General features: G+C 39.2%; 15 protein-coding genes. 4 read left to right on the top strand and 11 right to left on the bottom strand.

Annotated features, from left to right (window positions below; genetic code table 11):
• Positions 1-35 precede the first annotated feature (35 nt).
• Positions 36-3,101 carry a M16 family metallopeptidase gene (locus tag ACWITO_RS03945; protein WP_448528710.1) on the bottom strand — a complete coding sequence of 1,022 codons (3,066 nt, stop codon included), beginning with the start codon at positions 3,099-3,101 and terminating at the stop codon, positions 36-38.
• Positions 3,102-3,279: 178 nt separating this feature from the next.
• Between ACWITO_RS03945 and ACWITO_RS03940 the strand changes: the two genes are divergently transcribed.
• Both ACWITO_RS03940 and ACWITO_RS03935 read left to right on the top strand, forming a co-directional pair.
• Positions 3,280-4,530 (top strand): PDZ domain-containing protein, encoded by a 1,251-nt coding sequence (locus ACWITO_RS03940; protein WP_448528709.1) that lies wholly within the window; start codon positions 3,280-3,282, stop codon positions 4,528-4,530.
• A 134-nt stretch (positions 4,531-4,664) separates the two neighbouring features.
• Positions 4,665-6,032 carry an MATE family efflux transporter gene (locus tag ACWITO_RS03935; RefSeq protein ID WP_448528708.1) on the top strand — a complete coding sequence of 456 codons (1,368 nt, stop codon included), beginning with the start codon at positions 4,665-4,667 and terminating at the stop codon, positions 6,030-6,032.
• Between the two features lie 2 nt (positions 6,033-6,034).
• Here ACWITO_RS03935 and ACWITO_RS03930 read toward each other — a convergent pair whose 3' ends face one another.
• Positions 6,035-6,325, bottom strand: coding sequence for a hypothetical protein (locus ACWITO_RS03930; protein WP_448528707.1), 291 nt, complete (start codon positions 6,323-6,325; stop codon positions 6,035-6,037).
• An 80-nt stretch (positions 6,326-6,405) separates the two neighbouring features.
• Here ACWITO_RS03930 and mnmE point away from each other — a divergent pair, with 80 nt between their 5' ends.
• Both mnmE and ACWITO_RS03920 read left to right on the top strand, forming a co-directional pair.
• On the top strand, positions 6,406-7,779 hold the full coding sequence (mnmE, locus tag ACWITO_RS03925; protein WP_448528706.1) for a tRNA uridine-5-carboxymethylaminomethyl(34) synthesis GTPase MnmE: 1,374 nt from the start codon (positions 6,406-6,408) through the stop codon (positions 7,777-7,779).
• Positions 7,780-7,781: 2 nt separating this feature from the next.
• A complete protein-coding gene (locus ACWITO_RS03920) occupies positions 7,782-8,783 on the top strand; it encodes an SDR family oxidoreductase (protein ID WP_448528705.1) in 1,002 nt (333 codons plus the stop codon).
• 39 nt (positions 8,784-8,822) lie between these two features.
• On the opposite strand, the gene ACWITO_RS03915 is transcribed toward ACWITO_RS03920, so the two are convergent.
• The 9 genes from ACWITO_RS03915 to ACWITO_RS03875 form a co-directional block, all read right to left on the bottom strand.
• A complete protein-coding gene (locus tag ACWITO_RS03915; protein WP_448528704.1) occupies positions 8,823-10,373 on the bottom strand; it encodes an Eco57I restriction-modification methylase domain-containing protein in 1,551 nt (516 codons plus the stop codon).
• Positions 10,339-11,007 (bottom strand): hypothetical protein, encoded by a 669-nt coding sequence (locus tag ACWITO_RS03910; protein ID WP_448528703.1) that lies wholly within the window; start codon positions 11,005-11,007, stop codon positions 10,339-10,341. The genes ACWITO_RS03915 and ACWITO_RS03910 overlap by 35 nt, the downstream gene beginning before the upstream one ends.
• Before the next feature lie 29 nt (positions 11,008-11,036).
• A complete protein-coding gene (locus ACWITO_RS03905) occupies positions 11,037-11,942 on the bottom strand; it encodes a CPBP family intramembrane glutamic endopeptidase (protein WP_448528702.1) in 906 nt (301 codons plus the stop codon).
• 99 nt (positions 11,943-12,041) lie between these two features.
• Positions 12,042-12,653, bottom strand: a complete 612-nt coding sequence (gene recR / locus ACWITO_RS03900; RefSeq protein ID WP_448528701.1) for a recombination mediator RecR — start codon at positions 12,651-12,653, stop codon at positions 12,042-12,044.
• A 124-nt stretch (positions 12,654-12,777) separates the two neighbouring features.
• Positions 12,778-13,497: a hypothetical protein gene (locus ACWITO_RS03895; RefSeq protein WP_448528700.1), complete on the bottom strand. Its 720-nt coding sequence runs from the start codon at positions 13,495-13,497 to the stop codon at positions 12,778-12,780.
• Between the two features lie 27 nt (positions 13,498-13,524).
• Entirely contained in the window at positions 13,525-14,073 is a 549-nt protein-coding gene (locus tag ACWITO_RS03890) for an RNA polymerase sigma factor (RefSeq protein ID WP_448528699.1), read from the bottom strand.
• A gap of 170 nt (positions 14,074-14,243) precedes the next feature.
• Positions 14,244-16,070, bottom strand: coding sequence for a T9SS type A sorting domain-containing protein (locus ACWITO_RS03885; protein ID WP_448528698.1), 1,827 nt, complete (start codon positions 16,068-16,070; stop codon positions 14,244-14,246).
• A 71-nt stretch (positions 16,071-16,141) separates the two neighbouring features.
• Positions 16,142-18,865: a 2-oxoglutarate dehydrogenase E1 component gene (locus ACWITO_RS03880; RefSeq protein WP_448528697.1), complete on the bottom strand. Its 2,724-nt coding sequence runs from the start codon at positions 18,863-18,865 to the stop codon at positions 16,142-16,144.
• A gap of 235 nt (positions 18,866-19,100) precedes the next feature.
• A partial coding sequence (locus tag ACWITO_RS03875) for a gliding motility-associated C-terminal domain-containing protein (RefSeq protein ID WP_448528696.1) occupies positions 19,101-21,062 on the bottom strand: 1,962 nt, incomplete at its 5' end.

The following is a 21,062-nucleotide window of genomic DNA, read 5'->3' as shown; positions in this document are numbered from 1 at the left end:
CAATGCCCACATTTTGTTAATGTGGGCATTGCGTATTATTGCGTAGCTTCTGCTTCTTTGGATTTCTTTTTCTTGCGGTCTTTCTTTTTCTTTTTACCTTTTTGAGCTTCGGCTTCTGCTTTGGCTTTTTCAGCTTCCAAGCGAGCTTTTTCGGCTTCTGCTTTGGCTTTTTCAGCTTCCAAGCGAGCCTTCTCGGCTTCTGCTTTGGCTAAATCTTCTACCAAAACTTTGCCATTTACATCTAATTCTGTAATCTGATAGCCCAAACGCATAAGTCCTTTGCCAACAACATTTTTATCACCTACCACTACAATAGCCATATTGTTGTAGGGCAAATATTTTTTAGCCAAAGCATCAATTTCCGCTTTGCTGATGTTTTTCAAGATTTCATTCTGCTTTTCGGTGAAGTTAGTAGGCAGATTGTAAGTGAGAATGCGATTCAAGAAAGCGGCTTTTTGAAAAGAAGTTTCATAACGCAAAGCCTCTGATTGTCCGATAGAAGATTTGGTGAAGGCAAGCTCTTTTTCGGTGATACCATTTTCGGCATAGTTGCGAATTTCTTTCATAAACTCAAATACGGCACTATCCGTAGCTTGAATTTTGATACCGCCGCTGGCTGTGTATCGCATATCGTAGTCGCCTGCCATAAACGAAGACCTTGCCCCGTAAGTCCAGCCTTTATCTTCACGCAAATTCAGATTGATACGGCTATTGAAAGCCCCACCTAAAATATAGTTCATCAAACCGATTTTATACGATTCGCCCAAAGCATCAAACTTGACAGCAGGCGTTACATAGCCAATACGAATTTCAGATTGAGCAGATTTGGGCTTATCTATCAAATAGATTTGCGTTTTGGCAATAGGCTGAATAGGTTCAGGAGTATATTTGAAACGGAAACCCTGACGAGCCTCAGGGGTATCATCGGCAGGAGTACCTTTGCCTACTTTACCCAAGAATGAAAGTTTGGGCAAAATTTCTTTATCGGTAATATCACCTACAACAATCAAATTACCACTTACTTTGCCCGGTTTTAGGTTTGCCATTTCGTGCAAATAACGAACATCATCAAGCCTGATTTGCTCGTAGCTTTCAATAGTGCCTGCATTATCGTAGGCTCTGATTTCTTTGAAGCCGTGCAAAAGTTTGCCATATACGTCAGAGGCAATGAAAGTAGCTTGTGTTTGGCGATTTTTGAGAGCTTGTAGGTTTTGCTTCTTGATACGCTCAAAATCTTCGTTAGTAAATTTGGAGCGATAAAGACGCTCTTCAAAAAGTTTGAGGGTTTTGTCCAAATTCTTTTTGAGGCATTGTACTCTGAACTCTAATCCTTCATCATTCACACTTACCGAAATAGAGCTACCGAGTTTTTCAAGCTCTTGGGTAAATTGTTCGGCGGTGTAGTTTTCTGTGCCTTCGTTCATCATATCTTCCAAAAGGTCGGCGGTGCCTGCTTTTTCAGGATACAAATTCAGATGACCACCTTTTTTCAGACTTAAAAGCAAAGTAACCGTAGGAATTTCGTTGTTTTGCGTTCCTAGAATTTGAATACCGCTATTGAGTTCAGAACGCCATACTTTGGGAACTTTTACCACAGGATTAGGACCAGGGGCGGGCTTTTTGCTTCTATCAAAATTATCTTTGGCTTTGTTGTATTTCAAACCCGCATAGCCGTAGTCGGGAGCTACATAACCCGATTTATCAATGGTATAATTATCTTCTGCGGCAATCAGATTGCGTTGTCCTTTGGGGTAATAGCTCAAAATAACAGCGGGTTTGCCCTTGATGTATTGGTTATAGACACGCACAACGTCCTCTTTTTTCAGGCTACGAAGTCTTTTGAGTTCTTCTGTAATGTAATTGGCGTTGCCTGTGAAGGTCTGATAAGCCGCCAGCAAACTTGCTTTTCCTGAAACACTGGAAAGACGATTGATGAAATTTGCTTCACGTTGAGCCACAAATTTTTTAATATCATCATCTGTTACACCTCTTTTTTCAAAATCGGCAATAGCCTCGCGAAGCATTTTTTCCATTTCGGCTAAATTTTTTCCTTGTGAAGGCACAACTTGGAAAAAGAATTCGCCTGAAAGTTCGCTACCATTATTGAATGAGGCGGCTTGTAGAGCTTGTTGAGTTTTTACCATTTTTTGGTAAAGGATAGAGTTTTTTCCTTGTCCAAGAATTTCTGCTAAGCAATCCAAAGCAGTTTCATCGGCAGAACGGGCTTGGGGTACAGGGAAAACCATTGCCAAAAGAGGAAGGCGAATGTAGTTATCTTCAAAAGAAACGTAGCGGTCTTTTTCCAATTTGGCAAGCATAGGAGCCATATTTTTAACTTCGGGTCCGCGAGGAATAGGTCCGAAGTATTTTTCTACAAGTTTTACAACCTCTTTGGGATTTACATCACCTGCTACGGTCAGAACGGCATTGTTGGGTCCATACCAACGCAAAAAGAAGTTTTTTAGGTCATTTACATCAACTCTATCCAAATCTTCTACATAACCGATAGTAAGCCAAGAGTAAGGGTGTCCGTAGGGGTATAAGTTTTTGGCAACGTTTTCTTGCACCAAGCCATAAGGGCGGTTGTCGTAGTTTTGCCCACGTTCATTTTTTACGGTTGCTCTTTGTACTTCAAATTTTTTCTGTGTAACGGCATCAAGCAAGAATCCCATACGGTCGGCTTCCAGCCAAAGAGCAATTTCTAACTGATTGGCAGGCAAGGTTTCAAAGTAATTGGTGCGGTCGCGGTTGGTAGTACCATTGAGCGTTCCACCTGCTTCGGTAACGATTTTGAAATGCTCTTCATCGGCTACATTATCCGAACCTTGGAACATCATATGCTCAAAGAAATGGGCAAAACCCGATTTGTTGATTTCTTCGCGTGCCGAACCCACGTGGTAGGTAACATCTACGTGTACAATGGGGTCGGAATGGTCTTCGTGAATGATGAGCGTAAGCCCATTGGGCAAAACATACTTTTCGTAGGGAATTACAATTTCATTCCCCTTCTTGGTTACTTTCTGCACCAATTTGGCTTGTCCCATAGCCCAAAAAGCCACAAGCAAACCTAACGCAGAGAAAATAAGTTTTTTGTGTAGCATAAAATTAGATTTTGAGTTTTAGTTTAGAAAACGTTTGCAAAGCTAAAAAATTATTGCTAAAATGTAATTTTTTCACTGAAAAATACATTTTACGTAAAATGCTATCAATGATAAGCAAGGTTCAAAAACTAAACAAAATATTTCATTGTCCTTTTTCCTGACCGCTTGTTTCTGAAATATGCTGAAAATCGCTTATTTTTGGCTTTTTTGTATAAGTTTCTCTGCTTTTGCCCAAGAGCCAAGCAGTGGTTTCAAGTTTGCCAAACCCAACCGAAAATTTACACGGATTTCTTTTCAACTTGCCAATAATCTCATTATTGTACCTTTATTTCTCAATGAAAAGACTGATACGCTGAATTTTGTTGTTGATACAGGGGTAGGGACGAGTATTTTTATTGATAGCACCTTTTTGCAGATAATGCAAGCCGATACCACAAACTTGCGAAAAGTTGTTGTAAAAGGAGGAGGTATCGGAGAGGTGATTAGGAGCTATCTTGTACCCAAACAACATTTGCAAATAGGAGCTTTGGTTGCCCCTCAGCAAAGTGTTTTGGTTTGCTCACAAACCTTGCACTATATTTCCGAATATGCGGGCATACGCATACACGGCATTGTAGGCTATGACTTTTTCAAAAATTTAGTGGTAAAAATTGATTATATCAGAAAAGAATTGCTCATCTACGAGCCGCAATATTTTACAGAAAAAATTTTACCTAAATACAAACCTTCACACGTGCATAGAATTACTCTGCAACGTCAGAAGCCTTATATTTGGGCTTCTTATGTGAATGAACGCAACGATACCATTCCTTTACGCTTACTGATTGATACAGGGGCAGGACATTCGGTGTCTTTGGATATTGGCTCGCGAAGGGGCATTGAGCTTCCTCAAAAGCATATTCAGAGCAATTTGGGGGTGGCAGTCAATGGCATAGTGTTGGGCAAAATTGCCCGAATTAAGCAGTTTCAGATAGGTAAATTTGTTTGGCTCAATGTACTGACTACCTTTCCTGATAGCTCATTGATAGCTTTTCGCGACGAAGGTGTAAGTCGGAATGGTAGTATCGGAATGGGAATTTTGGAGCGTTTTGATATAATACTCAACTACCCACAACAACTCTGCATATTTCAGCCCAATCTGAAATATAATAAGGGCTTTGATATGGGATTTTCGGGTTTGGAGCTAATTTCACAAGGAAAATCTTACCGAGAATACAAAATTATCGCTATACACCCCCTTTCAGAAGCCTATAAAGCGGGTTTGCAGATAGGTGATGAAATTTTGGCTATCAATAATCATTTTACTTCCTTACTGAATATTTCGCAGGTCTATGAACTTTTGGATACCAAAGAGCAAACCCTCAATCTACTTATCCGCCGAGGAGGCAAATTACAGGTAATTGCTTTCAAAACCAAACGCATTATTTAAGCAAAAAAGTTTTTACGAAAACCCCAATAAGTTTTTTGCATTTTTGTAAAAAAACTTACAACTTTACATTTCTTGTATAGTAAGCAAAAAAATTATTTGCCCCTAAGGCGGTAATACTCAAACAATCGCTTTTTATGCGTATTCGTTTTTTTGTTCGTTTGTATTGGCGAGAAATTGTCAAGATGTTGCGGCTGAGTTCGCCCATTATTGTAGCACAAATCAGCAGTGTGCTAATGGGTGTAACTGATAACATTATGGTAGGAAAACTGCGTGATGATGCTCCTTTGGCGGCGGCGGCAATTGCCAATATCATTTTTATTTTGGTAGCTTGTTTGGGGATAGGTGTTTTTGCAACGATTTCGCCACTGGTTGCCAAAGCCAAAAGTTCGGGCAGAGGGCAAGAGTGTGGCTTATACCTTTTTGCAGGAATGAAACTATCTATTAGTTTGGGCTTTTTGCTTACTTTGTTGCTACTATTTATTAGTTGGAACTTCCATTGGTTTGGGCAAAAAGAAAACGTAGAAAGTTTGGCGAAAAGTTATTTGCAGGTGATAGCTTTTTCAATGTTCCCGATGATGTTTTTTTTGGCTGTAAAGCATTTTAGCGATGGTTTGGGCGTTACGATGCCCGCAATGGTGATAACGGTTGTAGGGCTTTTGGTGAATGTTTTTTTCAATTGGGTGCTTATTTATGGCAGATTGGGCTTTGCTGAAATGGGTTTGTATGGCTCGGGGCTTTCTACGCTGATTGCAAGGGTAGTTATGGCTTGTTTGATGATAGTGTATGTGTTGGAGTCCAATTTTTTTCTATCTTTTTTGCCAAATATTTTAGCGGGCAATTCTACGAAAGTGCAAACTATGCAAATTTTGAAATTGGGTGTTCCGAGTGGTTTGCAGTATTTTTTTGAAACAGGTGTATTTGTATTTTGTACGGTAGCTTCGGGTTGGTTGGCGGTGGAAGCTCTTGCCGCTCACGGAATCATTTTGAGCATAGCTACCATTACGTATATGATTGCGGCAGGGGTTTCATTTGCAGGGGCTATTTCGGTAGGGGGTGCTTTGGGAATTGGCAGTCGTGAGCGGGTGATGCGTTCGGGTATGGCATCTATATTGCTGGTGAGCCTTTTGATGCTTCTTTGTTCGGTGATTTTGCAGGTTTTTGGCGAAAATATTATTGCACTTTACAAAAACAATAGTCTTGCTGTTATGGAGATAGCCAAGGGCTTGCTATTTATTTTTATTTTGTATTTGCTTGCTGATGGGGTGCAAGCCGTAGGGGTTGGCATTCTAAGAGGCATTGGCGATGTAAATATTCCGACAATGATAACGCTTTTTGCCTATTGGGTAGTAGGTATTCCTGCGAGTTTTTATTTAGGCAAATATACCGATTTAGGTGTAAAAGGAATATGGTTAGGGCTAACTTTGGGGCTTATTACTTCGGCGGTACTACTTACAGGACGTTTTTTCTATCTTACGCGTAAAGAAAAATTGAAATTTGCGTAATTTTATTTCATTTGCTTACGAATTTGTTGAATTTGCTCAATGGGCAAATTCGTCAATTCGGCAATGAAGTTATCATCAAGTCCCTTTCTGATAGCATTAAGGATAATTTCAGTTTCTCGTTCCTCAATAGCTGTTTCTAAAACACTTTTCAAATCTCGGTAATAGATAAGGCTTTCTTCGTATTTTTCACGTTGTTCGGGGCTTAAATTGGCAAGTTCTGCCGTCTGAAAAGCCTCTTCACCAAAAAGTTTTTTGAAGCCAAAATCTGTATAGGGGTTGATGAATTTTGCCATTGCTGAATAATTTTTGCAAGAGCAAATTTATGATTTTTGTGCAATTATTCCTAAACTTTCTAATTTTGCTCCAAAAAACAATGCTCAGGCATACACTTACAGATACGATTGTCGCTCCTGCTACTCCTGCGGGTGTAGGGGCAATCGCGGTGATTAGAGTTTCAGGCAAAAAAGCCATTGAAATTACCAATGAAATTTTTTCGGGCAAAGATTTAACCCAAGCACCTTCGCATACTATTCATTTTGGCACTATTCGGGCTGAAAATGGGGAAATCATTGATGAGGTGTTGGTGAGCATTTTCCGAGAACCTCATTCTTTTACCAAAGAAAATAGCACTGAAATTTCCTGCCACGGCTCGCCTTATATTGTGGAGCAAATCCTCAAATGTTTGCTTGCCAAAGGGGCAAGAATGGCAGAAGCAGGCGAATTTACCAAAAGGGCTTTCTTGAATGGCAGATTTGACCTTGCCCAAGCCGAAGCCGTTGCCGATTTGATTGCTTCAGCCTCACAAGCCTCTCATCAAATTGCAATGAAACAGATGCGAGGTGGTTTTTCACAAAAAATTAAAGAGCTAAAAGCTGAACTCATTCGCTTTGCGGCACTCGTAGAATTAGAGCTTGATTTTGCCGAAGAAGATGTAGAATTTGCCAACCGAACAGAATTGAAAAGTTTTCTGCAAAATGTTACGCAATACGTAAATGAACTTTTGCAGTCTTTTGCTTGGGGCAATGTCTTGAAAAATGGTATTCCTACGGCAATTGTGGGTAAGCCTAATGCGGGGAAATCCACACTGCTCAATACGCTTTTGCAAGAAGAAAAAGCGATTGTTTCGGATATTGCAGGCACTACCCGCGATATTATTGAAGACGAAATCACTTTGGAGGGTATTCATTTCCGTTTCATTGATACAGCGGGTTTGCGTGAAACACAAGATACCATTGAAGCTATTGGCGTAGAGCGTGCCAAGCAAAAAATGCAAGAAGCCTCGCTCATTTTATACCTCATAGATAGCTCTGAAATGAGCGAAAACCTTGACTTTTTGCAAAAAGAATTGCAAAAACTGCAAAAACCTTATTTTATTTTGTTCAATAAAACGGATAAACTTTCCGCTGAAAAAATTGCTGAGCTTGAACAAATCCCCAAGGCTTTGTGTATTTCTGCCAAAGAGCAAAAAGGAATAGAAAAACTGAAAAATGCCCTTATTGGGCTTGTGAAGGAGCAAAAAGTAAGTCATTCGGATATAGTTATCAGCAATGTGAGGCATTATGAGGCACTTGCCAAAACGCAACAATCTCTGCAAAAAGTGCTGATAGATATTGATACGGCAATTACAACGGATTTGCTGGCGGCGGATATTCGTGAGGCTATTCGGCATTTGGGCGAAATTATTGGTGAAGTAAGCAGTGAGGATTTACTGGATTATATTTTTTCAAAATTCTGTATCGGTAAGTAATTATGAAAATCTTTGTAACAGGTGCAACAGGCTTTGTAGGTGAGCAGTTGGTAAAGAAATTAGCCGAAAATGCTCAAAATGAGGTGCATATTTTGGTGCGTTCTGTACCCAAAGCCCAAGAAGTATTTGCTCAAATGCCTAATGTACGTTCCTTTCAGGGCGACCTATTGGAAGCAGAAAAAATCCAAAAGGCTATGCAAGAATGTGAGCAGGTATATCATTTGGCGGCACAGGCGAAAGTTTGGGATAAAAATCCGCAGAGTTTTTATGAAATGAATGTCAAAGGTACATTAAATATTGTTCAAACGGCGATAGAATTGGGTGTGAAACGTATTGTGCTGACTTCTACGGCAGGAGTTTTGGGGGCTTCGCTGAATGGCGAAGTGGTTACTGAAAATACCCCTTTGCAAGTGCCTTTAAGCACCGAATACGAAAAAACCAAAGCCCAAGCCGAGAAAGAAGTGCAAAAACTCTTGGATAAAGGTTTGGAGATAGTTACGGTGAATCCTACGCGTGTGTATGGGGGTGGGCAAAGAAGCCAAAGCAATGCTGTAACAATGCTTTTGGAAAAATATGCCCAAGGCAAATGGCGGATTTTGCCCGGTAATGGCAAAAAAATTGGCAATTATGTTTTTATTGATGATGTAGTTCAGGGACATTTGCTGGCTATGCAAAAAGGCAGAAGTGGAGAGCGGTATATTCTTGGTGGCGAAAATGTGAGCTATGAAGAGCTTTTCAATATTTTTGCAGAAATTACAGGTAAAAAGCGTTGGCTTGTGCCTTTGCCTGTGGCTGTGATGAATAGTTTTGCTCATTTGCAAATGCTTAAAACTCGCTTGGTAGGCACTGCACCGCTTATTACACCACCATTTGTGAAAAAATACTTATACGATTGGCAGGTAAGTAGCCAAAAAGCTCAAACAGAGTTAGGATATGCCATTACACCTCTAAAAATAGGTTTGCAGAAAACTTGGGAATGGTTGAATAAAGTTGAAAAATTTTGAAAGCAAAATATGAAATTTGCGAAGAGCGATTAGACAAACTTATTTGCAGAATAACTTCAAAGGTTCTTCTTCATACTTTATTATTTTCTTAATTTTTCCGGGTTGTGCCCAGTTCATTGTTCCTTCCATTTTTAAGGATAGTAGATAGTTTTCAATTTGCTTGTCTGACAATTCCGTTTGTACCCTTTGAGCTTCTGATAATGACTTAACAGGTATAAATGCTTGTAATGATTGGTTTGCTTGCCAAGAACCTTCAAAAATTTTTGGATTAAAACTATTTTTGCCGTAGGCTTCCCATACAATTTTGTAAGGGAAAAAACTATATTCACCTACTCCCAGCATAGCCCACCAATACCCACGAGAAAGTATCGCATTCAGCATTACACCTTTTCTACTTTTTAGTATTGCTTTGTTGGCTTCAAGATAGCATTGAAGTTCGGGATATTCTTGTATTTGTTTCCATTCCAAAGGTTTGCCATTCAGATTATAGGGTAAAAGAACCCATTTAGAAGGATTATGTTCTTCTGTGTCTGTGATAAACTCTTTTGAGGTAATGAGTGGAAAAACAAATTTTTTTGGAAGAATAATGCCTACCTTGCTCTTATTAGAAACTCTGACTAATTCTTCATTTACTTTCTCATATTTATCAAAGAAATAAACATCATTTGCTCCACCCGTATTGACACCTTGCCTTGGACTTGATTCTTTCTTCAATACCACTTGTTTAATAGTAAAGCTATTACACTCTTTGGGAATAATGCTCAATGGGTCTGTTTTGTGAAATAGGGGTTTGGCAATATGTTCCACCCAAGAGCCATTTTCATAACGAAAATAAGGTATTGGAAAAATAGTTTCCTTATCGCGAATAAAATGAACAAGCCCGTAACGTGTTGCTACGCTACCAAACACATCTTTATCATAAAAGTCAAAGACACTACTTAAAGAGTATTTAACTTCTTGAACACTATATGTTCTAAAATTTTTATTTGCCCCCTCATTCAAGAGCAATGAAAGTGGCATAAATAAAATTGCCTCACCATTCTGCCTTAAAAAATCTTTCATTGCTATTTGAATAATGAGTGCGGCAATATCAATTCTACTTCCGCCTAATAGAAGGTTCTGACTATTTCCTATCAAGTCATACTTAAAAAAGTAGCTTTTAATCTGCTCCTTGTAGCTTTCGGGTAAATCAACAAAGTTTTGCCAAGGAGGATTTCCGAAAACAATATCAAATTGTTTGGGATTGAGATGCAGAATATCTTCATTGCTGAAGTTTAGCGACATATCCAAGCCATATTTTTGGCTAAATTTTTCTAATGCTTTATGAAAGTAGTTATTATTCAATTCATTACCAAAAAGTCTTTCAGTAGGGAGGTTATCAATGGTAAAACCTTTTGCCAAGCCATAAGAAATGAAGGCTTCCAATAAGTTACCTTCGCCCATTGTTGGGTCAAACACAGTGGCACCATTAAGCCATTTTGGAAATAGTCCAAATTTTTCAATAGCAAATTCACCCCAATTTAGAGGAGTAAATACATCACCAATTTTTAAGTTCTTATCTGATAAACCGAAAATTTTGGTATCCGCCATCTTTAAATTGTTCAATGGATTTAATTCGTTTTTCTGCATCTGCTTTCACTCTTTTGTAGTGAGCCATTGCAAGTTCGCAAAAAATATCAAAGAATTCATTGTAAGATCTATCCCATTTAATTTCGTCCCATACTTGATTTATTGTATAGTTCAATCTAACTTGACCAGTACCCAGATTTTCAATTCTGTATGTATTTTCGGGCAGACAATGAAAAGGGGCGACACGAATATACTCTATATCTCTACTGCTATTTTTTATTGTAGATTTTTCGTGTCCAAACTCAACAATCATAAAAACGCCTTTATCATTTGCAAGAAATTTGAGAAGATTTCCAACAGCACATACGCCGCCATCCGAATATCGTGTGGAGTCTAAGTCTTTGGTTTTTACATCAAATCCGAAAAGTTTGTTTTCTATGTTGCAAGCAAAATCAAAGATTGTCCTTCTGCCTGGAATATCTATTGCCTGAAAGCCTAAATTAGAGCATATTTTATTCCAATTTTCAGTTATTCGCTTTTCAATCATTGCCCCAAAAGCCCTACTATCTTCTCTTTCAGAAATTCCTGACCTTAGCTCTTCAAATAGGCTTTCTATTTCAAATTCAATGCTTTCTGATATTTTTTCGTAATTCATTTTGAAGTTTTGTATTAGAGAAATGTCCTTTAATTACTATGCAATATTTGTTTTTGCTTCTTATAGAAAAAGTACAAAGAAACAGCCAAAAGCACTCCAAAAAGAGCCGTAACAAGTACAGGAAACTGATAATCGTCTTTGCTGATTTCTTCGCTGACAAGGTTTTCTTGAGCCAAATACAAGGCAAGCACTTGTACGCCATTATTTACAAAATGTCCAAGCATTGGGTAAAGGATATTTCCCGACCACACATATACATAGCCCAGCAATGCCCCTAAAATCATTCTTGGGAAAAAGCCCAAAAACTGAAAATGCATTGCCGAAAAGACTGCCCCCGTAACCCAAACTGCCAAGTGCGGATTTTTGAACCAACGCAAAAACTCGTTTTGCACAAGCCCACGAAACAAAAACTCTTCAGAAAATGCAGGAATAACGGCAATCACCAGAAGCACTATCAGAAAATCGCCGAAATGGTGCATTTGGGTAAGTTTTTGGGTAAGTAGTTCTAATTCTGCCTCCGTTTGGCGAATGGATTTATCAAAAATACCAAAGTTGATTTCTTTGTTCCACTGCATAACCTGGGCAATCAGTGGCAATGTGAAAAAGAAAATGGCTACTACCCAGAGTAAAGCAGAGGCATCAATTTTAGTATTGGGGCTTAATTCCGAAAAACGAGAACGAGCCACCCAAGACTGATACAGAAAAGCCCCTCCACCCAAACCGCCGAGCAAAGAAAAAGCCTGAACTATCCACAAAATTTCCCGTTGTTGTGGAAAAATATTGGATTTTTCAAGCAAAATATTGGTAACTTCAACAAAATCTTTGCCTACTGCCAGTGAGGCTAAGAGTATTCCTACAAATTGGGCTATTACCGAAGTGCCAAAAACTACCAAAGTAATGATGATGAGATTAAAAAAAGGGTGCGTATGTTTCATTAAATTCAAGTTTTTTGAAAAAAAATTGTCTAAAATCCTGTTTCTTGCCTCTTGCTTTCCGTTTCCCTATTACAAATTGACCTAACAATTACAAAGTATTTAAGTTCCGTAAGCTACCCTTGCCTGAATGCTTCGTCCTAAGGTAATTTCATCAGCATATTCCAATTCGCTGCCAATGGGTAAGCCACGAGCCAAAGAAGTGATTTTCAGATGAGTAAGGTGTTTGAGTTGTTTGGTAATGTAAAAAGCAGTTGTATCGCCTTCTATACTTGCCGAAAGGGCAAAAATAATTTCTGTAATATTTTCATTTTCAACTCTTTGGATAAGCTCTTGAATTTTGAGCTTATCGGGTGTGATGTTTTCAATGGGGGCTATCAGTCCGCCCAAAACGTGATACAAACCTTTGAATTGCCCTGTATTTTCCACCGCCAGCAAATCCTTAAAATTTTCTACTACGCAAATAACACTTGTATCGCGTTGGTTGCTTGCACAAATAGAGCAAATTTCTTCATCAGAAATATTGAAACAGCGTGAGCAATAGCAGATTTCGTTACGCAAGCGAGAAAGAGCAGAAGTCAGATTATCAGTAAAAGAAGGCTCTTGTTTGAGAAGATGTAAAACCACCCGAAAAGCTGATTTTCTGCCAATACCTGGTAGCTTTGCTATTTCACTTACAGCTTCTTCAATAAGTTTGGAAGGGAAAGAGGTCATAGATTTTTTGCAAAGAGACGATACCGCAAAGCTAAAAATCTTTCTCTACATTTGCAAGTATGGATTATTGGGGAACGCAAAGGGAGAGTAGCATAAAAAAGTCCGCTACCCAGCGGACTTCTTGCTATTTGTTTTTTAACCTTTCGGAGAGCAAACGTATTAAATCAGGATTTTTAACTTCATTTTCTTTTAAGTTTCTCACTTCATCTTCGGGTGTAGGCACCAGTTCATAAAATTTGTTTTGAACGAATATGAAATTTTTTTCGCCCTCTTTGGTAGGGATATTTTCTAAAATTTCGTAACTGAAATCACCAAATATTTGCAGAACATTCTTACCATCGTATTGATAGAAAATTTCTTTGGCAAAATCTTTGGGCTTTTCTGCTTTTTTGTTTTCGTTAGGTTTTTGTGTGTTTTCGGTTGTAAGTTTTTGAGAGTCTGGGCTTACAGCCTTTTCATTAGTTGTAGCAGTGTTTTCAGCAACTTTTGGAGTTTCCTCTTTCAAATTTTCAGTTTGTGGCTTCAAAATAGTGGCTTGTGTTTCGTTTATTTTTTCGCTATTCCAATATTTTACACCCAACCAAATAGCTACTATCAAGCCTACTATTCCCACACTTGCGGCAATCCATTGCGAAGTAGTAGGTGAAAAGGTATGCGTAGGAACAGGTGTATTTTGGAGCAGTTGTTTGAGTTCGGCTCTGCGAGTGCGTGCCAAAGCCTCTTGCAAATCCTTTTGCATTTCAACCTCTGCCGCTAATTGAGCGTCTTGGGCGATAAGTTTTTGCATAGCTTGGCTTTCGGCTTCCGATACTTTCCCCTTCACATAAGCCTCAATAAAATCCATTTCATAAAATTTAGTGTCCTTCATAACTCAATCCAATAAATCTTTGGTGGTAAAATGTGTTTTTATGATGTCGTCTAATTCTTTCTTGCATTTGTATTTTTTGCTTTTTGCCGATTCGGCATTGGCTAAACCCAGCTTATCGGCAATATCTTGCATGGAAAGTTCGTCAAAATAATAATATTGTAAAATTTTTCGGCACAATTCGCCTAATTTTTCAATGCAAGATTGCATAATTTTAATTTTTTCCTCACGCTCCCAACTTTGGGTATCGGTGAGGCTATCTTCGGGAACTTCTCTATCAGCAAACCTTGTCTTTTTTTTGAGCTCTTTAAGCCACAAATTGTGGCAAACGCTGTACAAATAGGTACTCAATTTGGAGGTTAGTGTAAAATCTGGTTTCCTGACACTTTCCCAAAGTGAAATGAGAGCATCTTGAAAAACATCTTTGGCTTCGCTTTCAGTGCCGTTGTTTTTGACAACCAAGCGAAGAATAGTTCGGTAATTGTTCTTGTAAAGATATTGTAGAGCAGTTTCATCACCTTTTCGGATACGCTCTAAAATTTCTTCGTCTCTCATTTGTTCATAGATACAATTTGCACCCAAAAGGTAACCAAAAAAATAAAAAATTTTGCAATTTTTTAGGGCTAATTTGCCGTAGAAGCAGGAAATAGGTTTTAGAAAGAGGAAAATTAACCTCAAATTTTTGAGCCTTTAAGCCTTGAATTTTGGGAATATGGGAAATTAAATTAGTCTGTTACAACTAATTTTTTCTGCCACCAATGTCCATTGAGGTCTTGAATTTTGAGCAAATACAGACCTTTGGCAAGAGAAAAATGTAGTTGGTTGCGAGTTTTATCCCAAGAAAAATTTTGCTTTCGGGCTTGTAAATCGTAGAGTTCTATATGGAGTGGGGAAATTCCTGCAATTTGAACATAATTTTGAGCAGGGTTGGGGAAAATTTGGATAAGATTTTCAGAATTTTCGCCGAGAGCCGTAATGGCATCATTTCTGAATACAGGGCGAATCATCAGACTGCCTTTGATGTTGCTCTCTTGTTCCCAAATGCCTGCTATATTGTAAAAAACTTCATCAAAGGAATCATTGTTGGCATCAAAACCAATGGCAAGTAGGTCATCGGTGGTTTGTTGGATACCTACAAAAATAGTATCTTTCAGATAAAGCGTTTGAAAGCTATCCACAGGAAAGCGAACAAAGCCATTGGGCTGGCTTGGGTATTTGATAGGAAATGCCTTCTGAAAAAGCACTTCTTGTGTTCTGCCGCCTATTTTTTTCCAAACCGAAAGCACAAAGGTCTGATTGCTCATATCTTTTACAAAAGGCAAAAAGCAAATATCTACATCAGAAAGTTGGGCTTCTTGGGGTAAAACGAAACGAACAGCAATTTTGCCCAAACGCTGATTGACACCTGCTACGTACTCGGCTTCGCCGTCGTCGTAGGCATAATAGTTATCTAAAATAGTTACTTGCCGAATGGTGTCATTATTCCTAAAATCTATGGGAGGAATAACCGTATTGCCGTCGCTTACATTGATAGTGAGTTTAGTTTCCAATTTGAGTTTGGTAGCCGAAGGCGGTAAAGAAAAACTTTGTGGCTTTACTTTTAAGATAAAATCATCATTTGGGAAAATAATGAAAGGATTGATAGTAGGAGCGGTGATGGGCAAACTCGCTAAAAGATTGCTATTGCTTACTTGGTCGTTGAGTTCGGCGGTGTAGTTGATAACCCTAAAACTGCAACTTAAATTATTTATTCTAAAAAATAAAGTATCTGCCAAAAGCGAAGCAGGATTGGGGTGTTCTTTGAAGTGTTTGAAGGGCATAGCCGAAAGTTTTTTCAGATAGCCACCTATACTTTGGCGAGTGGCAATATCGGGATAGCAGGTATCGGCAGGGCTACGGCTATGGTTGAGATATACGTAATCTATGTGCCATACATCAAAATTTCCCGAAACTCTACCATAACGCAAAAAGCGAAACTGAAAATCTGTATGAAAAAAATTAGGGTTATTGAGCGGGAAAATTACTTGTTCAAACTCGTTTGTAGGGGTAGAGTTGCCATTTTTTTGCCAAAGATTTTGCCAATTATTATTGACATCTTTGCCTTGCAGAAGCAGAAAATCAGTATTATCGGGCTGTTCGCCAAGACCTTGTTCTTGCACAAAAAAACTAAAAAAAACATTGCTTGCAGGCGAGTAGCCACTCAAATCAATAGGTTTGGAAGTAAGTGTATCCGAGTAGCCTTCGGCAATGGGGGAAGTGATGTTGTAGGCTTTGCCATTTTGTTTGTAGCTATCCAAAGTTACAACGCCTCTACTCTTGGGGTTTTTGGCGATGCCATTGGTAATACTTGCACCTGCATTTTGCCATAGGTTGCTATCAATATCTTTTCCAAGAAAATCATCAAAAAAAGGCAAATTCAAGGGGGCAGTTCGTTGGAGAGTGTTTGCTTGGTTGTTTTTTGAGGGGGTGATAGGATAAAGTTTGATTTGAGCAAAAGTTACTTTTGCCAAAAAGCAAGCAAATAGCGAAATGTATAAGAGTTTGTTTAGCATACTTGAAAATTTTGAAAAGCGGCAATACAATATTGTATTGCCGCTTGCAACTACGAAAAACCTTGCAAAAATTATGCCTCAAATGCTTTTTGGATAATTTCTTGCTGTTCTTTTTCGTGAATTTTATTGTAACCTGTAGCAGGTGAGGCACTGGCTTTACGAGAAATTACTTCTAAATTTCTATCGTAGTGCATTAGCATAAAGGTATATGCTCCCATATTGAGCGGCTCTTCTTGTACCCAAACTTGCTTGGCTTTTTTATACTTGCTCAAAACTTTTTCTAATTGTTTTTGGGGGAAAGGATAAAGTTGTTCCAAACGCACTATTGCCACATCTTTGCGTTCATTTTTTTGCTGGTAGCGGTACAAATCAACAGCGATTTTGCCACTGCACAGAAGCACTTTCTTTACCTTTTTGGGGTCTGCGTAGCTATCGTCAAGCACTTCTTGGAAAGAGCCGTTGATAAAATCTTCCATAGGCGAATGTACCTCTTCGGCACGGAGCAATGATTTGGGCGACATTACCACCAAAGGCTTGCGAAACTCCCAAGCCAGCTGTCTGCGTAGTGCGTGGAATAAATTGGCAGAAGTAGTGAAATTGCCCACTACCATATTGTATTCGGCACATAGCTGTAAGAAACGTTCCCAACGAGCCGAGCTATGCTCTGGACCTTGCCCTTCGTAGCCGTGTGGCAGTAGAAGTACCAAGGCATTTTGCTGATTCCATTTACTTTCGGTAGCTGAAATAAATTGGTCAATGATAACTTGGGCACCATTGGCAAAATCGCCGAATTGAGCCTCCCAAATTACCAAAGCATTGGGGTTTGCCATAGAGTAGCCAAATTCAAAGCCCATAACACCAAATTCTGAAAGGTGTGAGTTGTAAATACGGAAGGGCTGTTTTTGGTTGGGTACAATATGGTCTAAAAGAAAGTAGGGCTCATTGGTTTCAGCATCACGCAATACCGCTTGGCGGTGCGAAAAAGTACCACGTCTTACATCTTGCCCGCTCATACGTACAATTTTTTCTTCCAAAAGCAAAGAACCATAAGCCAAGAGTTCGCCGCAAGCCCAATCCAAGCGTTTTTCCTCAAAAAACATTTTTTTCCTATCCTGCAAGAGCTTATCTATTTGCTTGATAGTTTTGAACCCTTCGGGTATGGTGGTGAGTGCTTTACCAACTTTTTCAATCATTTCCCAAGAAATGGCAGTTTTGGGCGAAGCATCAAAATCTTCGGGGCGAGCCTTACGCAGTTTTTGCCAATCTCTTTCAAGTTGTGTGTAATGGTAGGGCAGAGGTTTCTGCTTTACTTCGTCTAAGCGTACTTGCAACATTTGGCGAAGTTCTTTATCCATTTCCTCTATGAGTTTGGCATCAATACTACCCAAAGAGGCAAGTTTTTGGGCATAGACTTCGCGTGGCGAAGGGTGCTTGGCGATTACGTTATAGAGTTTGGGCTGAGTAAAGCGGGGTTCATCGGTTTCATTGTGTCCGTGGCGGCGATAGCAAACCAAATCAATGAAAATATCACGTTGAAATTTCTGACGAAACTCAGCGGCAAGTTGGAAGCAGAAAACTACCGCTTCGGGGTCGTCGCCATTTACGTGCAAAACAGGAGCATCAATGAGTTTGGCAATATCGGTACAATAAATGCTGGAGCGAGCCTCATCAAAATCGGTGGTAAAGCCTACTTGGTTATTGATAACTACGTGAACGGTGCCTCCGATTTTATAGGCTTCCAGTTTTGCCATTTGTACTACTTCATATACCAATCCTTGTCCTGCGATGGCGGCATCGCCGTGTATCATAATGGGCAAGATGTATTTTTCATCAAAGAGTTCTTCATCAATTTGGGCTCTGCAATATCCTTGCACAATGGCACTTACTACTTCTAAATGCGAAGGATTGGGAGCTAAACGCAAACTGACTTTATTGCCTTCGGGGGTAGTAATTTCGCTGGCAAAGCCCATATGGTATTTTACATCGCCATCGCCCATTGTGAGGTCGGGGCTGGATTTACCTTCAAACTCACTGAAAATTTGCTCATAGGTTTTACCCATAATGTTGGCAAGTACATTGAGCCTGCCTCGGTGTGCCATTCCAATAACTACTTCTTTTACACCCAGCTCGGCACTTTTATTGATGAGGGCATCAAGTCCGGGAATAACACTATCGCCCCCTTCCAAAGAAAAGCGTTTTTGCCCTAAAAATTTGGTATGCAAAAAGTTTTCAAAAACAACGGCTTCGTTGAGTTTCTGCAAAATTCTCTTTTTGAACTCAATAGAAGGGTTGAAAGCAAGAGCTTCTTTTTCAAATTTATCACGAAGCCAGTTAAAGACTTCAGGCTCGCGTATGTAGGTAAATTCAAAGCCGATAGTACCTTCGTAGATGTATTTGAGCGTATCAATGATTTTTCGCAAAGTAGCGGGACCCAGCCCCAGCTCGTTGCCTGCCTGAAAGACCGTATCTAAATCTGCTTCACTCAAACCGAAAAGTTCTAAATCAAGCCAAGGATTGCGGGATTTACGTTGGCGGACAGGGTTGGTTTTGGAGCGTAAATGAGCTCTGCTTCTGTAAGCAAAAATCAGACGTGAAACGCCTGCTTCTTTTGCCGCCATTTCGGGGCTTAAACCTTCGGTAGCATAGCCATTACCATTGTAGTTTTCAGCAAATTCAAATCCTTCAAAGAATTTTTGCCAAGATTCATCAATAGAAGTAGGGTCAGCTTTGTAAGCACGGTACAATTCATCTACGTAATTGCCGTGTGCATTGGCGATATACGAATATTTATCCATAAACTTGCAAGGTTGAATGAAAAGCGAAAAATAAAGAAATTTTGCAAATCTAACAAATTTTTTGCAAGCTATACGTAAAAAGAGGGGGAATTGTTATGATGTAAGAGGCAGGAAACAGGAGGTAAGAAAGTGAAATTTTTGTTTGGTAAATGTTAATGGTTTAAGCAGATATGCTAAAAAAACAAAAGCCCTTGCTTGTAGGCAAAGGCTCTGTAATATGGGTGAGAAAGAAATTTTACTTCATTATCGTTACTGTTCCTTTGAAAATTCGTGAGGTGTAATCTATTACGTAGAAGTATGCTCCTGTGGGAAGGTTGCCGCCGTCCCATTTGAAATCACGTTGTTTGCTTTCAAATACGGGCTTTCCCCAGCGGTTGTAAATTTTAATGCCATTGTATTTGTATAAACAATTATCAGCAGGTAAAAACCTATTGAAATCTGCGACTGCGGGCAAATTTTCCATTTCAAAGTAATCGTTTATGCCATCACCATTAGGAGTGAAGATGTTTGCAGGGGAAAATCCATCTACATTAGAAAAATCATCACGAACTTTTATTTTGATAGTCATTTGAGCATCGGCAATATCGCAGGAGTTATTTTTTTCCACAAGGAAAATATCCACTAAATATTCATCATTCTGTCCATTGATATTGATAAATCTGCAATCAGGTTTCCAAATGAAATCAGTGGTAAAGCGTCCTTTGCCTTCTTTGGGTGTAAAAGTAATATCAAGGCTATCTATATTGAAATTTCTGCCTACAGCAAAGATTTTAAGGGAATCATTATCTCGGTCGAAGGCTTGGAAGGTAACTTTTACCTCTTGCCCTGCGGGCAAATAAGGATTTGCTGTAAGCGTGGGAACATTAAAATTGGGTGTAGCCGAAATAATAGAAAGTGAAGGTGGATTATTGAAACGGGGCTTGACTTTGAACTTTACAAAAAGTGTATCAAGTCCTTTTACAGGACAACCTTGGTCATCAGCAACGATACCGAACTCAAAGATTTCATCTCCTCGGAAGCTATACAAACATTCTCGCCAACAGAAACGCACTACACCAATGCCTGAACTATTGATACTAACACCACCAACAGGCTGATTATTAGCATTTCGGAAAGGTCGGTAATTATTTTGTGTTAGTCTTTGAGCGTTGGCATTAAGAGGCAAATAAGTTAAACGGATATTCTGGTTGGGAGTGTCAAAAAGTTGTAAGTTTAGGCATAAACCTTTGTTGGCATCTAATTCGTATAATGTATTTTCGCTGTATATGCTATTGTCTTGCAATTGTAAGCGTATTTCGGGATTAGGATTGAGTTCTTGGCAATTTTTTACTAAAATCTGATAGTCTCTGCGGACTTCTCCGATTTTTACACCACCTCGGTACTCTTCACAACGTACTGAAAAAACAAATAATCCTGTTCTGCCTGGGTTGCCCGAAAGCAGACCTGTTGTAGGGTTTACGGTGAGGGGCTGTCCTACATTGCTGGGAATTGCATTTGTAGCAGAATAGCCTGTTGCCCAAGTAATTTCAGGGGGAGGATAAGGGCTATAAGTTGCAGGAGGGGTTGGGTTTGCATTAAAGTTAGAAGCAATGCCATTGTAGGGCGTAACCATTGAATATACGAGTTGGTCGCCATCGGGGTCAGTAGCTCCGAAAGGGAAAGTGAAGCTATTGTTTAAGCATAAATAGCTCGTTTGCGGTGTAGGAAACACAGGGCTGTTGTTGATAAAAGGATTACCCCCTTGAATAATAGCAGGAAACTCTAAATAGAAGGAATTAGCGGCGTTGCCTGGGGCTACGATATTGGTGATAGCATTGTTTCGGCAACATCTTTCCCAAGTTACATAATAGCCTTGTGGGTCAGAATAGTTCGCAGGGTTAAGTGTTACTTGTGCTTCATAAACAAGTTTGGTAAAGCGTAAAAGAATTTGATTAGTGCAAGTATCCACAGGAAATTGAAGGTCAGTTTCTTGCACAAGCGGTAGATTTAAGATTTGAATACGTGTATTGTTAGACTTGCGATAAAAGCCGATATTAATATTTGGGTCTTTTACTACGGAAACTCTGTCCCAGTACATATTCAAAGTCATTCGGTAAGTGGTACCTGAAAGAAAAGTCATTTGTAACTCTCCCCCTACAATGTGGGTAGCTTGGGCAATGTAATTTCCAAAACTAATAAGCAAGAAAAGTAGTAAAAT

This window comes from Raineya sp. (genome assembly GCF_053497555.1).
Note: the sequence above shows the minus strand (reverse complement) of the source record. Positions and strands in the feature narration are given on the sequence as shown.